At 36.2% G+C, this 18055-nt stretch carries 15 protein-coding genes; 4 read left to right on the top strand and 11 right to left on the bottom strand.

The features are described 5' to 3' along the window. Positions 1 to 6: 6 nt before the first annotated feature. The 3 genes from MKY49_RS03700 to MKY49_RS03690 all read right to left on the bottom strand — a co-directional run bounded on the left by MKY49_RS03700 (position 7) and on the right by MKY49_RS03690 (position 1624). Positions 7 to 873, bottom strand: coding sequence for an NAD(P)-dependent oxidoreductase (locus tag MKY49_RS03700; protein WP_341385645.1), 867 nt, complete (start codon positions 871 to 873; stop codon positions 7 to 9). A gap of 293 nt (positions 874 to 1166) precedes the next feature. Further along, positions 1167 to 1343 carry an aspartyl-phosphate phosphatase Spo0E family protein gene (locus tag MKY49_RS03695; protein ID WP_274795742.1) on the bottom strand — a complete coding sequence of 59 codons (177 nt, stop codon included), beginning with the start codon at positions 1341 to 1343 and terminating at the stop codon, positions 1167 to 1169. 92 nt (positions 1344 to 1435) lie between these two features. Further along, positions 1436 to 1624: a hypothetical protein gene (locus tag MKY49_RS03690; protein WP_274795741.1), complete on the bottom strand. Its 189-nt coding sequence runs from the start codon at positions 1622 to 1624 to the stop codon at positions 1436 to 1438. 124 nt (positions 1625 to 1748) lie between these two features. Between MKY49_RS03690 and MKY49_RS03685 the strand changes: the two genes are divergently transcribed. The 3 genes from MKY49_RS03685 (at position 1749) to MKY49_RS03675 (ending at position 3385) form a co-directional block, all read left to right on the top strand. After that, a complete protein-coding gene (locus MKY49_RS03685; protein ID WP_004224583.1) occupies positions 1749 to 1937 on the top strand; it encodes a YkvS family protein in 189 nt (62 codons plus the stop codon). 79 nt (positions 1938 to 2016) lie between these two features. Continuing rightward, a complete protein-coding gene (locus MKY49_RS03680) occupies positions 2017 to 2634 on the top strand; it encodes a CPBP family intramembrane glutamic endopeptidase (RefSeq protein ID WP_274795740.1) in 618 nt (205 codons plus the stop codon). A 61-nt stretch (positions 2635 to 2695) separates the two neighbouring features. Then, positions 2696 to 3385, top strand: a complete 690-nt coding sequence (locus MKY49_RS03675) for a hypothetical protein (RefSeq protein ID WP_274795739.1) — start codon at positions 2696 to 2698, stop codon at positions 3383 to 3385. 94 nt (positions 3386 to 3479) lie between these two features. Here the strand turns inward: MKY49_RS03675 and MKY49_RS03670 are convergent, their stop codons facing one another. Together MKY49_RS03670 and MKY49_RS03665 are read right to left on the bottom strand one after the other, a co-directional pair. Further along, positions 3480 to 3926, bottom strand: coding sequence for a MarR family winged helix-turn-helix transcriptional regulator (locus MKY49_RS03670; RefSeq protein WP_274795738.1), 447 nt, complete (start codon positions 3924 to 3926; stop codon positions 3480 to 3482). 121 nt (positions 3927 to 4047) lie between these two features. Next, the gene (locus tag MKY49_RS03665; RefSeq protein ID WP_341385644.1) at positions 4048 to 5415 is read right to left on the bottom strand and encodes an ATP-binding protein; all 1368 of its coding nucleotides are present in this window, start codon (positions 5413 to 5415) and stop codon (positions 4048 to 4050) included. 310 nt (positions 5416 to 5725) lie between these two features. Here MKY49_RS03665 and MKY49_RS03660 point away from each other — a divergent pair, with 310 nt between their 5' ends. Next, the gene (locus MKY49_RS03660; RefSeq protein WP_341385643.1) at positions 5726 to 7465 is read left to right on the top strand and encodes a B12-binding domain-containing radical SAM protein; all 1740 of its coding nucleotides are present in this window, start codon (positions 5726 to 5728) and stop codon (positions 7463 to 7465) included. A 316-nt stretch (positions 7466 to 7781) separates the two neighbouring features. On the opposite strand, the gene MKY49_RS03655 is transcribed toward MKY49_RS03660, so the two are convergent. From MKY49_RS03655 to MKY49_RS03630, 6 genes are all read right to left on the bottom strand, one after another. Continuing rightward, positions 7782 to 9137: a TrkH family potassium uptake protein gene (locus MKY49_RS03655; RefSeq protein ID WP_274795735.1), complete on the bottom strand. Its 1356-nt coding sequence runs from the start codon at positions 9135 to 9137 to the stop codon at positions 7782 to 7784. A 290-nt stretch (positions 9138 to 9427) separates the two neighbouring features. Further along, positions 9428 to 10192 carry a TerC family protein gene (locus MKY49_RS03650; protein WP_274795733.1) on the bottom strand — a complete coding sequence of 255 codons (765 nt, stop codon included), beginning with the start codon at positions 10190 to 10192 and terminating at the stop codon, positions 9428 to 9430. A 322-nt stretch (positions 10193 to 10514) separates the two neighbouring features. Continuing rightward, positions 10515 to 11600 carry an SDR family oxidoreductase gene (locus MKY49_RS03645; protein WP_274795732.1) on the bottom strand — a complete coding sequence of 362 codons (1086 nt, stop codon included), beginning with the start codon at positions 11598 to 11600 and terminating at the stop codon, positions 10515 to 10517. Between the two features lie 18 nt (positions 11601 to 11618). Next, positions 11619 to 14672: an efflux RND transporter permease subunit gene (locus tag MKY49_RS03640; protein ID WP_341385642.1), complete on the bottom strand. Its 3054-nt coding sequence runs from the start codon at positions 14670 to 14672 to the stop codon at positions 11619 to 11621. Positions 14673 to 14860: 188 nt separating this feature from the next. Continuing rightward, positions 14861 to 16438, bottom strand: a complete 1578-nt coding sequence (locus MKY49_RS03635; RefSeq protein WP_312504803.1) for a peptide chain release factor 3 — start codon at positions 16436 to 16438, stop codon at positions 14861 to 14863. Between the two features lie 135 nt (positions 16439 to 16573). After that, positions 16574 to 18040, bottom strand: coding sequence for a UDP-N-acetylmuramoyl-L-alanyl-D-glutamate--2,6-diaminopimelate ligase (locus MKY49_RS03630; RefSeq protein ID WP_341385641.1), 1467 nt, complete (start codon positions 18038 to 18040; stop codon positions 16574 to 16576). Positions 18041 to 18055: the final 15 nt, after the last annotated feature.

Below are 18055 nucleotides of genomic sequence, written 5' to 3'. Positions count from 1 at the left end.
TGCTATCTATTTATAAAACTTTAAAAGGGCCTGTGTACCATTATCACCATAGCCTTCTTCAACCAATTTCTCATACATCTCATAGGCTAGTGCTAACCCTGGTAAAGTGATACCCATTTTCTTCGATTCATCCAAAGCAATCTTCATATCTTTTACAAAATGTTTAATATAAAAGCCTGGAGCAAAATCTTCTTTCATCATACGAGGTGCTAGGTTACTTAAAGACCATGAGCCAGCTGCACCTGACGATATTGATTGTAATACAGTCGGTAAATCTAATCCTGCCTTTAAACCATACGCTAGCGATTCACAAACTCCAATCATCCCAGAAGCAATGACAATTTGATTGCACATTTTTGTATGCTGTCCAGCGCCCGCTTCACCTTGATAAACAATGTTTTCCCCGAAATGCTTCATTATTGGCAATACCTTATCAAATGCATCTCGATCACCACCAACCATGATGGATAACGTGCCATTTTGTGCACCAATATCTCCGCCTGAAACAGGGGCATCTAAAGCTTCGACACCGATTGATTTGGAATGCTCATAAATTTTCTTAGCCAAGGATGGCTCTGAAGTCGTCATATCTATGATTATATTGCCTTGATGTGCAGTTTGGAAAAGGCCATTTCGCCCAAAGTATACTTCCTCCACATCTGAAGGATATCCAACCATCGTAAAAGCAACCTCCTGATTTCTAAATGCCTCTGCTGGCGAACTTGCCCATGACGCCCCCAATGACACCAATGGCTCTGCTTTTTCTCTTGTACGGGTATACACTGTTACATCATGACCATTTTTTAATAAATGTTTAACTATACTAGCGCCCATTACACCTGTTCCAATAAATGCAATACGTTTTTTTGTCATATGTACGTGCTCCTTTGTTATAAATTGTCTAAGCACTCTTTAAGAGTCCTAACCTATATTTTAAGTTTAGGTGAATGAATAAAATAATTCAAACTCTTCCTACTATTTGTACTAAATTTTATATGTATGGCATATATACCGAATAAGCAAAAAAAAGAGCAAGTGATTGGGGGATCACTGCTCTAAAGGGGGAAATGAGAATGTTGCTGTGTTCATAGTAAGTTATTCCCCATTGAAATGCATTTTAAACATATATTTTAAAATGTTTTTACTCTGAATACTGGAACAATCTTTTAGTCTTCTTGGTCTTTTTCTTCATCAAATGCCATCTGTCTATAATAAGTATTCATTAACTGATCTAATCTGCGACTCAGTTGAATGGTTTTTGCATTTTGTAACCCGTTTTCTACACCTGAGCGAATCATCATCTCACGAGTTTGTTCCATTTGTTTCAAGAGTAGATTGACCATTCATACAACCCTCCACACACAAATAATCATACCATTATTATACATTTATATTTCATTTCTTACAGCATTAACTTACGACAATGTTCGACAAATTAACTTCTTGGGATTTCAGTATAAGTATATATAATTCGTCCATTTTGTTTGGCCTCACCCCTATAGTGTTTAAATAAAGGATGCTTTACTAGTATTTCCCGAAATTCGTAAAATTCTTCCTTTTGAATTTCAATACTTTTTATTTCCCCGTTTTGTAATTGTTTAAGCATATTTTCGTATTTTTCCATTTGTTTTATTCCTTTCATTATCATATTTTGTGTAATAAATTATGAATTATTTAAAAAAAGCTTTACGTTTACCAATTTTTCGTGCAAACTGTATATTATTAGTCGATGAAGGAGCTGACTGTCTGTGAAAATAGCTGAAGTTGGAAATATTATCGAGTTTAAAAATGGTCTCCAAGGAATTGTCGAAAAAGTAAATGAAAATTCGGTAATCGTTAACTTAACATATATGGAGAATTTTGATTCCCTTGAAATCGAAGAGAAAACGGTCGTCAATCATAAACGCTATAAAATTTTATATACTAATGAAGCTTAATAGTCTGAATAGTCCCTATTTGTCTTTATAGATGATATGGGGCTTTTTTTTTGATAAAATTAAAGTATGGAGGTCGAATATGCTAACTAATTCGAAACAAACAATACTATTTCTCCTTTCTTTATTATTCGTTTATGGTATGCTTGCTTTTACCTTTGCTAACCAAGCAGTATTTTGGTACATGTACGCATTTACTTTATTAGTATGTATTGCCATTGCCATTTTAGCTGGCTCAATTGAAGATCAATTACCAACATGGCAATTTTTACTCTTTGGTATTGGATATGGTACCATCACATATGGTGTTATTCGCTTCGGTTACTGGCTTGCTCCATATATTAATAATAGTTTAGTACAATCCGTTCAAAAATTTTTAACAAACTATGGACCACAGAATATTTGGCACTATGTTTTACTAGTATTTATCATTGCCATCGGTGAAGAGCTATTTTGGCGTGGTTATATCCAACAGCAGTTAAAACGCTTTATGCGTCCAACATTGGCTATTATAGTGACCTCTCTATTATGTGCGATTTCAATTGCGCTAAGTGGTTTTATTCTCGGCGTTATTGCTGCACTTGTAACAAGTATTATTTGGGGCTTTTTATATGAATGGCGTAAAAGCATGCCACTTGTTATTGTAGCTCATGTCGTTTTTGTACTATTATTATTTTTAGTGTTGCCTTTAACATCATAACATTAAAATTTGGAAACATTTTATCTTTACTAACGTTTAATTTAGAAAAGGAGGGTTTTTTATGCAAAAAAAATTATTTTCAATTCTTGCATTATTACTAACAGCCGTATTAGTTGTAGGGTGCAACACCTCTGATAAAACAGAGGATTCAGATGCTCAACAAAATGAGCCATCAAATACTGCTGCCGATCAAAAACCATCTGGAGATGAAACAGCAGGCGAATCACAAGAGGAAGAAGATACACCTGCATCAAATGATACAAATACAGAGGATGCAACTAAACAGCCTCAACAAGATGTAAAATACGTACAAAAAGGTGAAGAGAAAACTGAAAAGGCAACTGCGTCTGAAAGTGTAGATCAAAGCTATAAACTACAACAGCTTCCAGGATTCACACTAACACAAGAAGAGCCAGGTAAAGACATGTTAGTGTCCAACGCTGATGACGAAGTGTTTATGCGTATTGAAACAATCGAAGCTTCACAATCAAGCTTTGATGAAGTTAAAACGACTATGCAAGATTATATGAATGCTGTCGGCGAAACAGTAGCTTTACCTGCTGATGAATTAACAGCATTTAAAGATGTTCAAAATATCGAAGGTTATGTTGTGGACTTTGACACAGAAAAAGTTATTGGGGTTGTTTTTGAAAAAGATGGCCTTATTACAAAATTAACAATTCATGATAATGATGAACAAGATTTAACAGATGCTATGCTTAACATGGCAGCAACTATCTCTAAAAAATAATAATAATAAAAACACAAGGACTTTCGACATGCCAATGTCGAAAGTCCTTGTTTTAATTCCAAAAAAGTTGTCTCAAATGAATGAGACAACTTTTTTAATAAGATAAATCCTTAATAGAAAGGCCAATTTTCTTTAATAATGTTATAGCTTGTTCTTTTTCTTGTGGTGATAGAACACTCATTATTTCATGCAAATGCTGCTCGTGTTTCGGGAATAACTCCCCCATAAATGCTTCACCTTCCTCAGTGATTTCAGCATAGGTAACACGACGATCTGAAGGACAAGAAACACGTAATAAATAGCCTCTCTTTTCAAGCTTATCAATGACATACGTAATAGACCCACTGGCAAGTAAAATTTTATTGCCAATTTGCTGTAATGGCTGTCTCCCTTTATGGTATAGAAGCTCTAGAACAGCAAATTCTGTTGGGTTTAAACCATTTTCCTGAAATAATTGATGGGTCGTCTCGTTGACCGCTTTCAATGCACGTGATAACACAATATATAATTTTAAAGATTGTTTTACATCTTCTGACGTCATATTCTTTTCCTCTCACTTCGCTCTTTATACATGACATTATAGCGATATTAGAAAAGCCTTGTCAAAAGCATTAACCGATTTGAAGGTTTTGTTAGGAACCATGCAACCTTTTTTACTCTCTTTATGTTACTAAATAAGCAGAATCTTTTGTGGATACTTCCATTGTATCCATTTGATTAAACGTATAAATCGGAAACTGCAGATGGAAGCATGTCCCCTTCTGTAATTCGCTATTTACGCCTATAACGCCATCATGCTCTTCAATTACCTTTTTCACGAAAGCAAGGCCTAGTCCTGTCCCTGTTGATTTAGTCGTGTAAAAAGGCTGGAATAGGTTTTGAAGTGTCGTGCTGTCCATGCCAACACCTTCATCTTTAATCATTAGATCGACTATCGCTCCGTCATTTGTAGCCATTTCAACAGTAATCGTGCCACCATTATTCATGGATTCCATAGCATTTTTAATGAGATTCATAAGTACTTGCTTTAAGCGATTCTCATTGCCACCAATATATACTTGATTAGAAGTTGAAATATATCGGATCATAATATTTTTCATGAGTGCATCTGGTAGCATAAACTCAATGACTTGCTTTACAATATGATCCAGCTCTAATAATTCAACTTTCATAGTCGTTGGCTTGGACAATACTAAAAGCTCAGAAAGAATTTGTTCCATCCGTTGAAGCTCACTGTCAATGACAGAGAGATACATACGTGATTCATCATCCGCATTTAACTTTAATAATTCTGTAAACCCCTTTAAAGAAGTTAATGGGTTACGGATTTCATGCGCAATACTTGCTGCCATCTGTCCGACAACATTTAAAGCTTGCTGATGCTCGACTTTATGCTGAAGTTGCTTTTTCTCTGTTTCATCATTAATTACTGTGACAATAATATTATTGTATTCATCAAAAATACTGGAAATTTCATAATAGCATGTTCTACTTACTTGAGTTTCATCTACTACATGTATACTTGCATGCTTTTCACCCATCAGCTTTGAAAGGTACGTAGTGATTTGTCCCTTTTTTAAGGTAAATGAATCAAATATATGTTGATGCGCTTTATGAAGTAGCTGCGTGCTCTCTACTTTTAAAAACATTTCCGCATACTTATTAAGCCCAAGAATAATACCGCTAGCATCACTTACAATAACAGCATAAGGTAAGTAATCGTACGCATTGAAGGAATTTGATCTTTCATGCGCATGGCTAACGTATAATTTATGGGCAACATCATCATTTAGTGTTGAAATTTGCGCAACAATCTCCTCTGTATTCGGATCATAAAAACATTTAAAAGATAGCATTTCGTAGTCGTTTCCAGCTGTGCGGATATTGAAAATTTCTTCCGAGCGCAAATCATTTTGTAATTGTTTGACGAATTTAGTCCATTTAAAATTAGATTGCTCGTCCATAGCTAAATAGCCAATATACGTTAAATTAAGATTAAAAAGCTTAATAGCAGCTTCATTGACGTTCAAAATTTTCCCTGCTTTATTCAGTATAAGTGTTGGTGACGAAGTACTTTTCATAAGATTTCCAAAACATTGATTAATATCATTTTGCTTCAACTTTCTCACCGAACCTTTCACAAGAGTAAAAAACCTCTAAATCGAATTTTGAGCCTTTACTATACTTTATGACAGCACGATTCTATTATTACAAAATTTAGTAAATTTAAGTATTTTAAATTATTTCACGAACCGTTCACAAAATAAATAGGTAAAAAGAATTATATTGTATGTCAGATACTTGACTGATACAATAAGATGTTGAAAGGAAGATTATTAAATGAATACTATTTTAACTACTTTAAACGCAAAGTATATTCACACAAATTTAGCATTGCGCTATTTAAAAGGCGCAGCTTTACCAGAGTTTAATCCAATTATAGCAGAGTATACAATTAAAGACCCTGCTTTTAATATTGTATCAGATTTGTTCCAAAAAAAACCTGATATTGTTGGATTTAGCTGTTATATCTGGAATATCGAAGAAACCATTCACGTGATTAAAATGTTAAAAACGGTCTGTCCAAATGTTAAAATTTTGCTCGGTGGACCTGAAGTTTCTTATGATTCTCACCATTGGCTACGCCGTATACCTGAAGTAGACTTTATTGTTATGGGTGAAGGCGAAACTTCATTTAAACAATTATTGCGATATTTCCACGGGGAGATACTGTTGGAGGATGTTCCTGGGATTTGTTATTTAGAGGATGGAAAAGTAAAGATTCACGCACAGCCGCCAAAAATTGATCTACGTGAATTGCCAAGCCCATTTCGTTTCGAGGAGGACCTTCCCCATCTTAGCAAACGAATACAGTACATCGAAACAAGTCGAGGATGTCCGTTTAGTTGCCAATTTTGTTTATCTTCTATTGAAGTAGGCGTTCGCTATTTTAACCGGGAAAAAATTAAAGAAGATATTCGTTTCTTAATGGATAATGGTGCTCGTACAATTAAATTCGTAGATCGTACCTTCAATATAAGCCGTAGCTATGCAATGGAAATGTTCCAATTTTTAATTGATGAACATCAACCTGGTGTTGTATTCCAGTTTGAGATTACTGCCGATATCATGCGACCTGAAGTTATCCAATATTTAAATGACAATGCACCAAGAGGGTTGTTCCGTTTTGAGATAGGTGTTCAATCTACAAATGATTTAACAAATACACTCGTTAAACGCCGCCAAAATTTTGAAAAACTAAAAAGAACGGTGACAATGGTAAAAGAGGGCGGAAAAATAGATCAGCATTTAGATTTAATTGCTGGTTTACCAGAGGAAGATTATGCAAGCTTCCGTCAGACGTTTAATGACGTTTTTGCTATGCGTCCAGAGGAATTACAGCTTGGATTTTTAAAGCTTCTACGTGGTACTGGACTTCGATTAGAGGCTGAAAAGTTTGGCTATACCTATGTAGATATATCTCCATATGAAATTTTCTCTAATAATGTTCTAACATTTGATGATATCGTTCGCATTAAACATGCAGAGGATGTTCTTGAGAAATACTGGAATGATCACCGTATGGATCATACCATCGAATATTTAGTTACAGAGGTCTTTGACACACCTTTTGACTTTTTCCAAAACTTCGGAACTTATTGGGAAACAAAAGGTTGGTCCCGTATTGGTCATCAGTTGGAGGATTTATTCCAACGCTTATTAATGTTTTTAGAAACGGTGGATGGTGTAAATTTAAACATTGTCAAAAGCTTAATGCAGCTTGATTATTTAATGGCTCAGCAGTTCCAGCCACGTAAACTATGGTGGAATGAACGCCCAACTGAAGAACAACAAAAGGCCCTTTATCATGCCTTACGTGAAGATCCAACTATCGCAGGTGAGGAATTTGCAAGCTTTAAGCTGTCTGAGAAGGAATTATTTAAGCATACACTAATTATCCCTCATGCTCTTGATTACCAAGATTTTATGAATGGCAAAATTGTACAAAAAAACGGCTATTTGTTAACCTATTTCCGTCACGGCCAAGCACCTTATTTTGCAACAATTCATTCTATATAATACGAAATGCTAGTCCTTACTAACGATCAGGACTAGCTTTTTTTCTGTCTTAAACTTTTCTAAAACCTTTATTTATGGACTTCCTGAATCAATAGATAATTAGTCAAGTATTCATAGCTAAGCTTCAAAACTTTAGGGCAAATGCCTTAAAGACATACTCTAAAAGCTTTGTAAATAATACCCACAAGGAAATTTTACTTTCGGGAAATATAATTTTAAATTTTTTGAAAATTATATGACAATTTAAGGAATTTACTTTTTTATATGAAGTATACGATGAAATGATGACACATTAGCATCGTATACTTCTAAAAAATTAGCCAATAATAACTCGTTCTTTTGGATAATGGAAGCTTGATTTTTTACCTCGTCCCCCACCACCAAGTGTATAAAGGAATGAAATTAAACCTACTCGGCCTATAAACATTAAAATAATGATAATGATTTTTCCAATCACAGATAAATCGGAAGTGATTCCTAACGACATACCACATGTTCCGAACGCAGAAGTAATTTCAAAAATAATTTGAATAAGTGACGCTTGTGGTTCTGTAATGAGCAAAATGATCGTTGCAATTAACACCATAAAAAATGCTAATAGGATTACCACGAATGAACGAAAGACGTCTATTAAATGAATTTCCCGCCCAAATACTTGAATATCTTCTCTTCCCCTTGCAAAGGTTATTAAAAATAAAATGGCCAGGGCAAATGTCGTTGTTCGAATACCCCCACCAACAGAACTTGGCGAAGAACCAATGAACATGAGAAAACTCATAAAAATATCTGTTGCCTCACTGAATGTCGTGACATCGTAAGTTGTTAATCCAGCGGAGCGCGTTGATACTGAATGAAACATCGCTGAAAAAAGAGCCTCGTGCCAAGACATTTCTTTAAAGGAATGGAATGATTCAAGGAGTAAAATGACAAGAGCACCAACAACAAATAATACCGCGTATGTTGATGTCGTAATTTTGGTAAACAGACTGAAGCGAAAATTCGCACGTCGATTAAGCAAAAACGTCTTCAATTCGATTAATACCGGGAAACCGATAGCACCTAACACAATAAGCACCATCGTAACCATTTGAACAAAATAATCATCATGGAAAGGCAATAAGCTCATTCCTGTAATATCAAACCCACCATTAGTTGTTGCCGAAATTGAAGCAAACACACCATGCAAGAACGCTTCTTCCAATGTATCAAAGTAATTGGTGAAGTGTAGTGTTAAAATAACCGTACCTACCACTTCAATACCAAATAAAATTTTCAAAATTTCACGAATTAATTTAACAACACCTGACACACTGTACTGATTATGATCAATCATAATTAATTGACGTTCACGCATTCCAATTTTTTTCCCTACTAGCAGCCATACAAAGGTACCGAGTGACATAATACCGATGGCACCTAACTGTAAAATAACAAGAATCATCACAAGTCCAAAGGTTGTATAGGTTTCTGAAATATTAATAGTTGTTAAACCTGTGACACTTACTGCACTCACTGCGGTAAACAAACTATCTAAAAACGAAACTTTTACACCTTCTTGCTGAACGCCTGGAAGCCGTAATAACAGGAAGGAAATCGCTATGGCTATAAAGTAATAAGAAACAAGTACCTGAAATGGTGTGACAAGTTTATTTGATGATTTTTTCCAAGGCACTTTAACAACCCCTTCCACATATGATGCCCAACTAGATAGATAATAGTATAGAAAAAATACATAAAAAAAGAAAGAGGAATAGTTACACCTAAACATCCTAGTTTGTCGACAAAGGTTTAATTTGTATACTAAAGCCTTTATTCATTTGTTGAATAACCAAATCAGAGGAGAAAAAATAAGGAGTAAGTGGTCAAATGGGGGAGGAATAGTATCGAGGTTAATAAATTTTAATAATAAAAACAAGCATGAGAATTCTTTTTCTCATGCTTGTCTTTATTGTATTTAAAACCCTAATTATTCTTTTTATTACGAACTCCTACTAGATAGCCAACAAATGCAATGGCTAGCAAGACAACCCAGAATGTTAACTCCCACGCAGTGGAATGTGGAAACTCTTCAGGTAGTATTCCAACTTTTTCATGGGCTAATGTTAAAACAACCAGCTTCACACCTACCCATCCCACGATTAAAAATGCGGCTGTTTCAAGTGAAGGATAGTCATTTAATACTTTAACAAACCATTGTGCTGCAAAACGCATCATAATGACGCCGATAAATCCACCAAGGAGCATAACAATAAACTGTCCTCCATTGATACCACCTATATCAAATTCTCCTAAATGCGGTAAAGTTACGGCAATAGCAACTGCTGCCAGCATTGAATCGATAGCAAATGCAATATCTGCCGCTTCAACCTTCAGAACCGTTAACCAGAATCCAGAACCCTTTTTCCCAGATTTTTCAGTAGATTCTTCATCATCATCGTCTTTATGTTTACGCAAATCATAGATGTTTTTCGCAGACATAAATAGTAAATAGGCAGCTCCTACCGCTTGGATTTGCCAATAGTTTACCAACACTGTTATTACAAAAAGCGCTGAAAATCGGAAAATCAGTGCTCCAAATAATCCATAAAATAGTGCCTTTTTTTGCTGTTCTTGTGGTAAATGCTTGACCATAACAGCCATCACTACCGCGTTATCAGCCGCGAGTAATCCTTCTAATACAACAAGGACAATCAATACCCAGCCATATTGTAATAAAATTGTTTCCATTCTAGTGCCTCCTCTAAGCTCTATATACCAAAAACGACCATTTCATCTAAAGTACAAAAGAAAAAAACCCCTGCCTTTATTCAGGCAAAGGTCTCGCTAAGTAAATTCGTACCTTATTTCTTTTTGGTACATCAATCTACACGTCATTACGTATAGAGCCATTCACTATCACATCCGATGGCAAAAACCATGTCTTGACGAATGTGAAACCAGGTAAATTAATTTCCTGTTAGCTACTCCCCTTTGACAAATGTCGAAGGTATCTTCTTTCAATCATTATAGCACTATCATTTACTACTGACAAAAATATCTATATTATTTTTTACTTAATTTGAATGTGATAGCTCTCATCCTTATTATGGGCTAAATAAAAATCAATCATTCTTGGCATTGTCTGTATAAAATCCGGGCATGTAATATCACCTTTTTGTAAAATATACTGTGCTTCAGAGGTGTCAAATGTGGCATTCCATGTTAGATAATCTAATGTTTCTTGTTCGACACCTAGTTTTTTTCGAATAAAAGGAATCTGTAATGATAGCTTTGCCAGAGTAAATGGTATACGCCCTTTTGGATAAGAATTTGTCATCAGTTTCACCATTGTACGGTATACTTCCTGCACAGGATGAGGTTTGGGATCTGTTAAATGAAGAGTCTTACCTTCTGCACCTTGTTCGTTTGCCAAAAAAATAGAGGCATTTAAAATATAATCGATTGGCACAACGTTAATCGTCGATGTAGATTGACCAATATACGGAATCAACGGTAGACCCTTCAAGCGTTCCACCAAATTCAAAAAGAAGTAAGGTCCATCAAATTTAATGGTTTCACCAGTTTTAGAATGCCCCCTTACAATCCCAGGTCTAATAATCGTCAGAGGTATTTCTGATTTTAAATCTTCCACTCGAAGCTCAGCCTCATATTTTGTTTCCTCATAATAGTTTTTAAATGCTTGTGGTCGAATAAGTTCATTTTCACGTAAGACTCCTTCTCGAGTACCTGCTACATAGGCCGTGCTAAAATACATATAGCGTTTTAAATTAGGTAAGGTGCGCACAAAGTCATTGACCATTGTTGTTCCATGGACATTCACTTTCCATGCAATATCTCGCGGCACCGCTAAATCATAAATAGCGGCTAAATGCCAAAATACCTCGATTTGTGGGACAATCTCTTTGATTATTTGATCGTCTAAACCTAAATTCGGCAACGTAATATCGCCCTCTATAATACGAATCGAACAGTCAGGAAACGCTTCTACTATTTTGTTTTTTTCCTTCTGTGCTTTAATGGTTTCACCAGCCAGCACAATGGCAATCACCTGCTGCGTTTGTTTCTCTTGGAATAATGTTCGAATGAGCTGACTCGAAATGAAACCTGGAAAACCAGTAAAAAAGTGAACTTTCATATCTCATTCCCCCTATATCTAGCGCATCTTTCTTGTTTCTTTATCCACTAAACTATAAATAATGGGTACAATATACAACGTAAGTAAAGTAGAGGTTACAAGTCCTCCAATTACAGCTATCCCCATCGGTTGGTTCATTTCTGTCCCTTCACCTATACCTAATGCAAGTGGTAACAACCCTAAAATAGTCGTTAACGCTGTCATTAAAATTGGACGAAGACGATCTTGAGTAGCCTGTAAAATAGCCTCATAAGTTGATATACCCTTCGCTTTTTGTTGATTAATATAATCAACCAGCACAATACCATTATTCACGACAATTCCTACAAGCACTAGGATGCCTATGACAGACGTCACACCAATTAAAGTTCGTGTTAAAAACATAGCTATAGCGACACCTATAATCATTAATGGGACTGAAAACATAATAACAAATGGATATTTAAAAGACTCAAATTGAGCAGCCATAACAATATATACAAGGACAATTGCTAACATAACTGCTAGTAGCATGTCATCAATTGCACTATCATAAAGCTCACGATCCCCACTAAAAACAATCTCCGTAGTAGGTGGTAAATTAACTTCTTCTAATGCTTTATCTACTTTTGCCGATATTCCCCCTAATGATTCCTTTGTTTCATAGTCAACAAAAAAGGCTACTGCTGCTGCCTGGTCAGAACGGCGAATGGATACTGGACCTTCCTGAATAGATATAGTAGCTACATCCTCTAATTTCACAAACAGTCCTGCTGGGGAACGAAGTTGCATCGTTTTGAGCGCATCTATACTATTATTAAATGTCTGTCCAAAACTTGTATAAACCGGTAACACAGCACCGTCCTCTGTAATTAGTTGGGATGTTAATTGTCCTTTTGTCATTTGATTGACGTTTTGAGCAATTTGTGCGGGTACAAAACCATAGTCTTTTGCCCTTTCGCGATCAACCTCAATTTCAATTTCTTCCACAGTATTATCTAAGTCTGTTGTGACATTTGTTACTTCTTGAATTGCTTGTAGCGCTGGCAGCACTTTATCAACAGATTGCTGAAGTCTTTGCTCGTCCGAGTCGGTTAATCGGAACGTTAACGTATGTGGTGAAGAGCCTGTTGCCGTCGATACATTAAAGGTAACCTCTGCTTGCTCCCCAAGCTCTCCCTGTAAATCTTGCTCCAGCTCTTCAACAAATTCAAAAATGGAACGTTGCCTTTCTTCTAACGGCACTAGTTTCACATACATTTCGGCCTGATTAGGACTGGCTTGTCCACGTGCCTGTGATTGTTGTGTACCGCCAATTAAACTAACATAAACTTCCACATCTTTTTCCTGCTTTAAACGTTCCTCAATTTGCTTAACAACTTTTTCTGTTTCAGAGACAGCGACACCCTTCTCAAGGTTAATATTTATAGATGTGAATCCTTCATCGGTAGGTGGTAAAAATTCAGTTCCTATTTTTGTAAGCCCAAAAAAGGATAGACCAAAACAGACTACTGTGAAAACAAGGATTAACATTCGGTGCTGTAATACCCATACAATCGAAGATTTGAAACGCTTATAAAATAACGAGTTACTGCGCTGTACATCAAAATTGCTACTTTTCGTTTTCAAAAGTCGACTTGCTAACATTGGCACAACTGTAAGGGCCACGACTAACGAAGCTATTAAACTGAACGAAATGGTTAAGGCAAATTCTGTAAAAATTTGACCTATCAAGCCTTCGATAAACATAACAGGAATAAATACAGCTATTGTTGTTAACGTCGAAGCTGTAATAGCAAGAGCTACCTCCTTCGTCCCTTCTTTAGCTGCAGTAATCGGATCCTTTTCTAAGCCTAAATGTCTTTCTATATTTTCAATCACGACTATGGCATTATCTACAAGCATACCAATTCCCAATGCCAGGGCACCTAGCGTCATAATATTGAGCGAAAAATCTGCAAAAAACATCAACACAAATGTCACAATAACCGAATAAGGGATGGCAATACCAATAATAATCGGGCTTTTTACACTACGTAAAAAAACAAATAGGATAAACATCGCAAATAGTCCACCTAGAATTAAGGAAGTACCAATATTACTAATAGCTAAATCTACATAGTTACCTTGATCGACTAATATATCTGCTGTAATACCCTCATACTGTTCTTTTTTTAATAAATCATCTAATGTCTGCTGAAACGCTTTCGAAACTTCTGCGGTATTTGCACCAGATTCCTGCAAAACAGACATCAGGACTGCTGGATACTCATTTGCGCGTGTTGTCGTACTAGATTGTTGCTCTGTTCTTTCCACTGTTGAAAGATCACCAACAGTTATGGCTTCACCTGTTAAAGGGTTTACCGAAACGATTAAATCAGCAATGCTTTCTGGTGAAGATAATGTACTTACAATACGTGTTGTTAACATCTTGCCATCATCTGTTGAGACAGGATCACCAGGAAGAGAAACATTATTGGCTTGAACTATTTGCACAATGTCTGTTTGTGTTAGACCTTTTTCTACTAGCTTTGCTTCATCTAATATGATTTGTATTTCCTCTATCAATTTGCCAGAAACATTTACACTAGCAACACCCTCTGTCCGTCGAAGCTCTTGCTCTAAGTCCTCCGCTAACAAACGCACATCTACATTTTTATTTTCAGCACGCAATGATAGTTGAATAATAGGGAATTGTGATGGATCAAATTTTAAGAAGCTAGGCTTCCCTGCATCATTTGGCAGTGGTGTCATATCTATTCTTTGAAGAATATCAAGTTGGACATCTTCCAGGTTCGTAGACCAATTGAACTCAAGTACAATTAAATTAGAACCTTCTTGAGAGGTTGATTGGATTTTTTTGATACCTGGTAAGGTGGCAAGTGTAGCTTCTAAAGGCTTTGTTATCTTCTCATTTACCTCTGCTGAACTTGCACCAGGATAAGAAGTGACAACAACACCAATAGGGGGATTTAACTCTGGAATTAGTGTAATTGGTATTTTTAATAAAGATACGCCTCCTAGTAAGATGACAAGAAGCATTGTAACAATAGTAAAGACGGGTCTTTTAATTGAAAAATGACTAATATTCATATAAACAAACTCCTTTTTCTACCTCTTCCTTTCAGGATAGCCGAAAAGGAGATTATTTTATAAATAGACTAAGCTCCCTTCGAGTAATTTGTGTAATATATTTCCTCATACTGTTTTATTCTACAAACAGTGTCAATTTCCCTTGCAAAAAAACACGAATCGCAAAATTGTCGACTCGTGTTTCACTATTATAAAAGACTATATAGTTTAATGTTTTCGTTTTTATCTGCAAACCAACGCATAGCAAATTCATTTTCAAATAGGAAAACAAGATTGTCAAATCGGTCTTTCACTAGCATAGATCGACCTGAAGACATAGACTCTTTCACGTCCTCTTCATTTTCAATCCAACGTGCAATTTTTGAACCAATTGGCTCCATCTTCACTTCAACATTATATTCATTCTTCATGCGATGCTCAAATACTTCGAATTGTAATTGACCAACTGCTCCAAGAATAACTTCCTCTGTATGCAATGTTTTATAATATTGAATGGCGCCCTCTTGTACCAGTTGTAAAATCCCTTTATGGAATTGCTTCGACTTCATAACGTTTTTCGCTGTGACACGTACAAATAACTCTGGTGTAAATTGTGGTAATTTCTCAAATTGGAATGTTTTCTTACCACCTACAACCGTGTCACCAATTTGATATGTTCCTGTATCATATAAACCGATAATATCACCAGCAACGGCTTCATCCACAGTCTCACGGTCATCTGCAAGGAATTGTGTAGATTGTGTTACTTTAAATGATTTACCTGTACGAGATAGTGTCATATTCATACCACGTTCAAATTTCCCTGAAACGATACGTACAAAAGCAATACGGTCACGGTGTGCAGGATTCATATTCGCTTGAATTTTGAAAATGAAACCTGAAAACTCTTCATGTTCAACAGGGTCAATAAATTGCTCATCTTCCGTAATTCTAGGTTGTGGTGTCGGTGCAAATTGTAAATACGTTTCTAAAAATGTTTGCACACCAAAGTTTGTTAATGCTGAACCAAAGAAAACAGGTGTCAATTCCCCACGACGAATTTTTTCCTCTGAATATTGATTCCCAGCCTCATCAAGCAACATAATATCGTCCATTGCTTGCGAATAGTAAGAAGTTACTTTCATCGGGTGCTCCACAGCAAGCTCTCCATTGTCGTCAATTGGTAGGAAACGTTCAGCTTCTTCCGTACGGAATTGCTCTATGCGCTTATTGTATCGATCATAAATACCAAGGAACTCTTTACCCATACCAATTGGCCAGTTCATTGGATAGGCATGGATTCCAAGAACTTCCTCAAGCTCTTCAATTAGCTCAAGTGGCTCTTTCCCTTGACGGTCTAATTTGTTAATAAATGTAAAAATAGGAATACCACGCATTTTACAAACTTTAAATAGCTTTAATGTTTGTGCCTCGATCCCTTTGGCAGCATCTACTACCATGACAGCACTATCAACAGCCATTAATGTACGATATGTGTCCTCAGAGAAATCTTGGTGACCAGGTGTGTCTAAGATGTTTACTCGTGAACCGTTATAATCAAATTGCATAACTGAAGAGGTAACTGAAATCCCACGTTGCTTTTCAATTTCCATCCAGTCAGATGTTGCAAACTTACCTGTTTTTTTCCCTTTTACTGTCCCTGCGTCACGAATGGCGCCACCAAATAGTAAAAGCTTTTCTGTAATCGTCGTTTTCCCAGCATCAGGGTGACTGATGATGGCAAAAGTACGACGCGATAGTATATCTTTTTCTAAATTTGAATTCATCTCGTCATTCTCCTTTTTTCATACTTAATAATAATAAAAGAAGACTTGCCTTTCGTACAACCTTTTTACATGAAATCTCCAAAAAGAAAACCCTTTAGTTACAACTAAAAGGGTTTCCAAGGATTTTCTCTTTCATTAAACGAATTTTAATCGGCCAGCTTCTATTGCAATTTCTGCATCACTATGTGGGAATTTTGTATTCTCAATGATTTGATAATCCTCATGGCCTTTTCCAGCAAAAATAATCATGTCTCCAGGTTCTGCAACTTCTATGGCATGACGAACAGCCTCTGCACGATCGCCAATACATGCATAATTATCATGAAGCATCCCTTTAGCAAGATCACTTGTAATACTATCATAGTCTTCATAGCGTGGATCATCTGTCGTCAAAATAACATACTCCGCAGCTGACGCTTTCTCAGCCATCGCAGGACGTTTTGATTTATCCCGATTACCACCTGTTCCAACTAAGAATATTAATTTGCCCTTTTTATAAGGCTGCGCTGCTTCAATCGCTTTTTCAATCGCGTCTGGTGTATGAGCATAGTCAATAAACATTTGCACTGGAAGATCTGAACATACTTTTTCCATACGTCCTTTGACAGGTGGTAGTTGTTCAATTTGCTCAATAATAGATTCCATAGAATAACCTCGTGCATAAAATGCAACCATTGCCGCCAACACATTGTAAATATTGAATTCACCAAGTAAATTCATTTTCACACGATAAATTCCCTCTGGCATTTCCACATCAAATGATGTCATATAATCGTGATATTCACAATTAATGGCACGGAAATCTGCCGTTTCGTTTTTTAAACCATATGTCCACACTGGAAATGGTGTCATCGCTGCATACCGCTCTGACCAGGCATCATCTGCATTTAACACAACAAATTTATTCTTTTCTAAATCTTGTCCAAGTTGGGAGAATAATAAGCCTTTTGCATGGCCGTATTCCTCCATCGTACCATGGAAATCAAGATGATCATGCGTTAGATTTGTAAAAATAGCAACATCATAATCAACACCTGCTAAACGTCCAAGTGCTAACCCATGTGATGAAACCTCCATTGTCATTAACCGACAGCCTTCCATTTTTGCTCGAAAAATCATTTGCTGTGTCGATAGCGCATCACTCGTAGTATTGGCTGATTCATATAAAATACCATTTAAATTAAAGCCAATTGTACCAGATAGGGCGGATTTTTCACCCATCCCATGCATGATATTTTGTATAATCCCTGTGACGGATGTTTTACCATTCGTTCCAGTTACCCCAATCATCGTAATATCCTTAGAAGGATAATCAAAGAACTTTGCTGCAAGTAAGCCTACTGCGCGATCTGTATCTTTTACAATTACTTGTGCAATCGACTCTCCTAATGGTAATTTTCGTTCCGTTACCACAATTGTTGCGCCACCATCAACAGCTTTTTGTGCATAATCATGCCCATCCACTGTGTAGCCTTTGATACAAACAAACATGCTATTTGGTTGCACACTTCTAGAATCCACTACGATATCACTAACTTGATCTGGCAGTACGCCAATTATTTTTTTCAAAGGTAATGCGCTTAACAATTCCTCTGCATACATTTCATAGTCCTCCAA

Origin of the sequence: Lysinibacillus sp. FSL M8-0134 (assembly GCF_038069745.1) — a bacterium.
GTDB classification, from domain to species: Bacteria; Bacillota; Bacilli; order Bacillales_A; family Planococcaceae; genus Lysinibacillus; species Lysinibacillus irui.
This window is presented reverse-complemented; position numbering and strand designations above follow the sequence as displayed.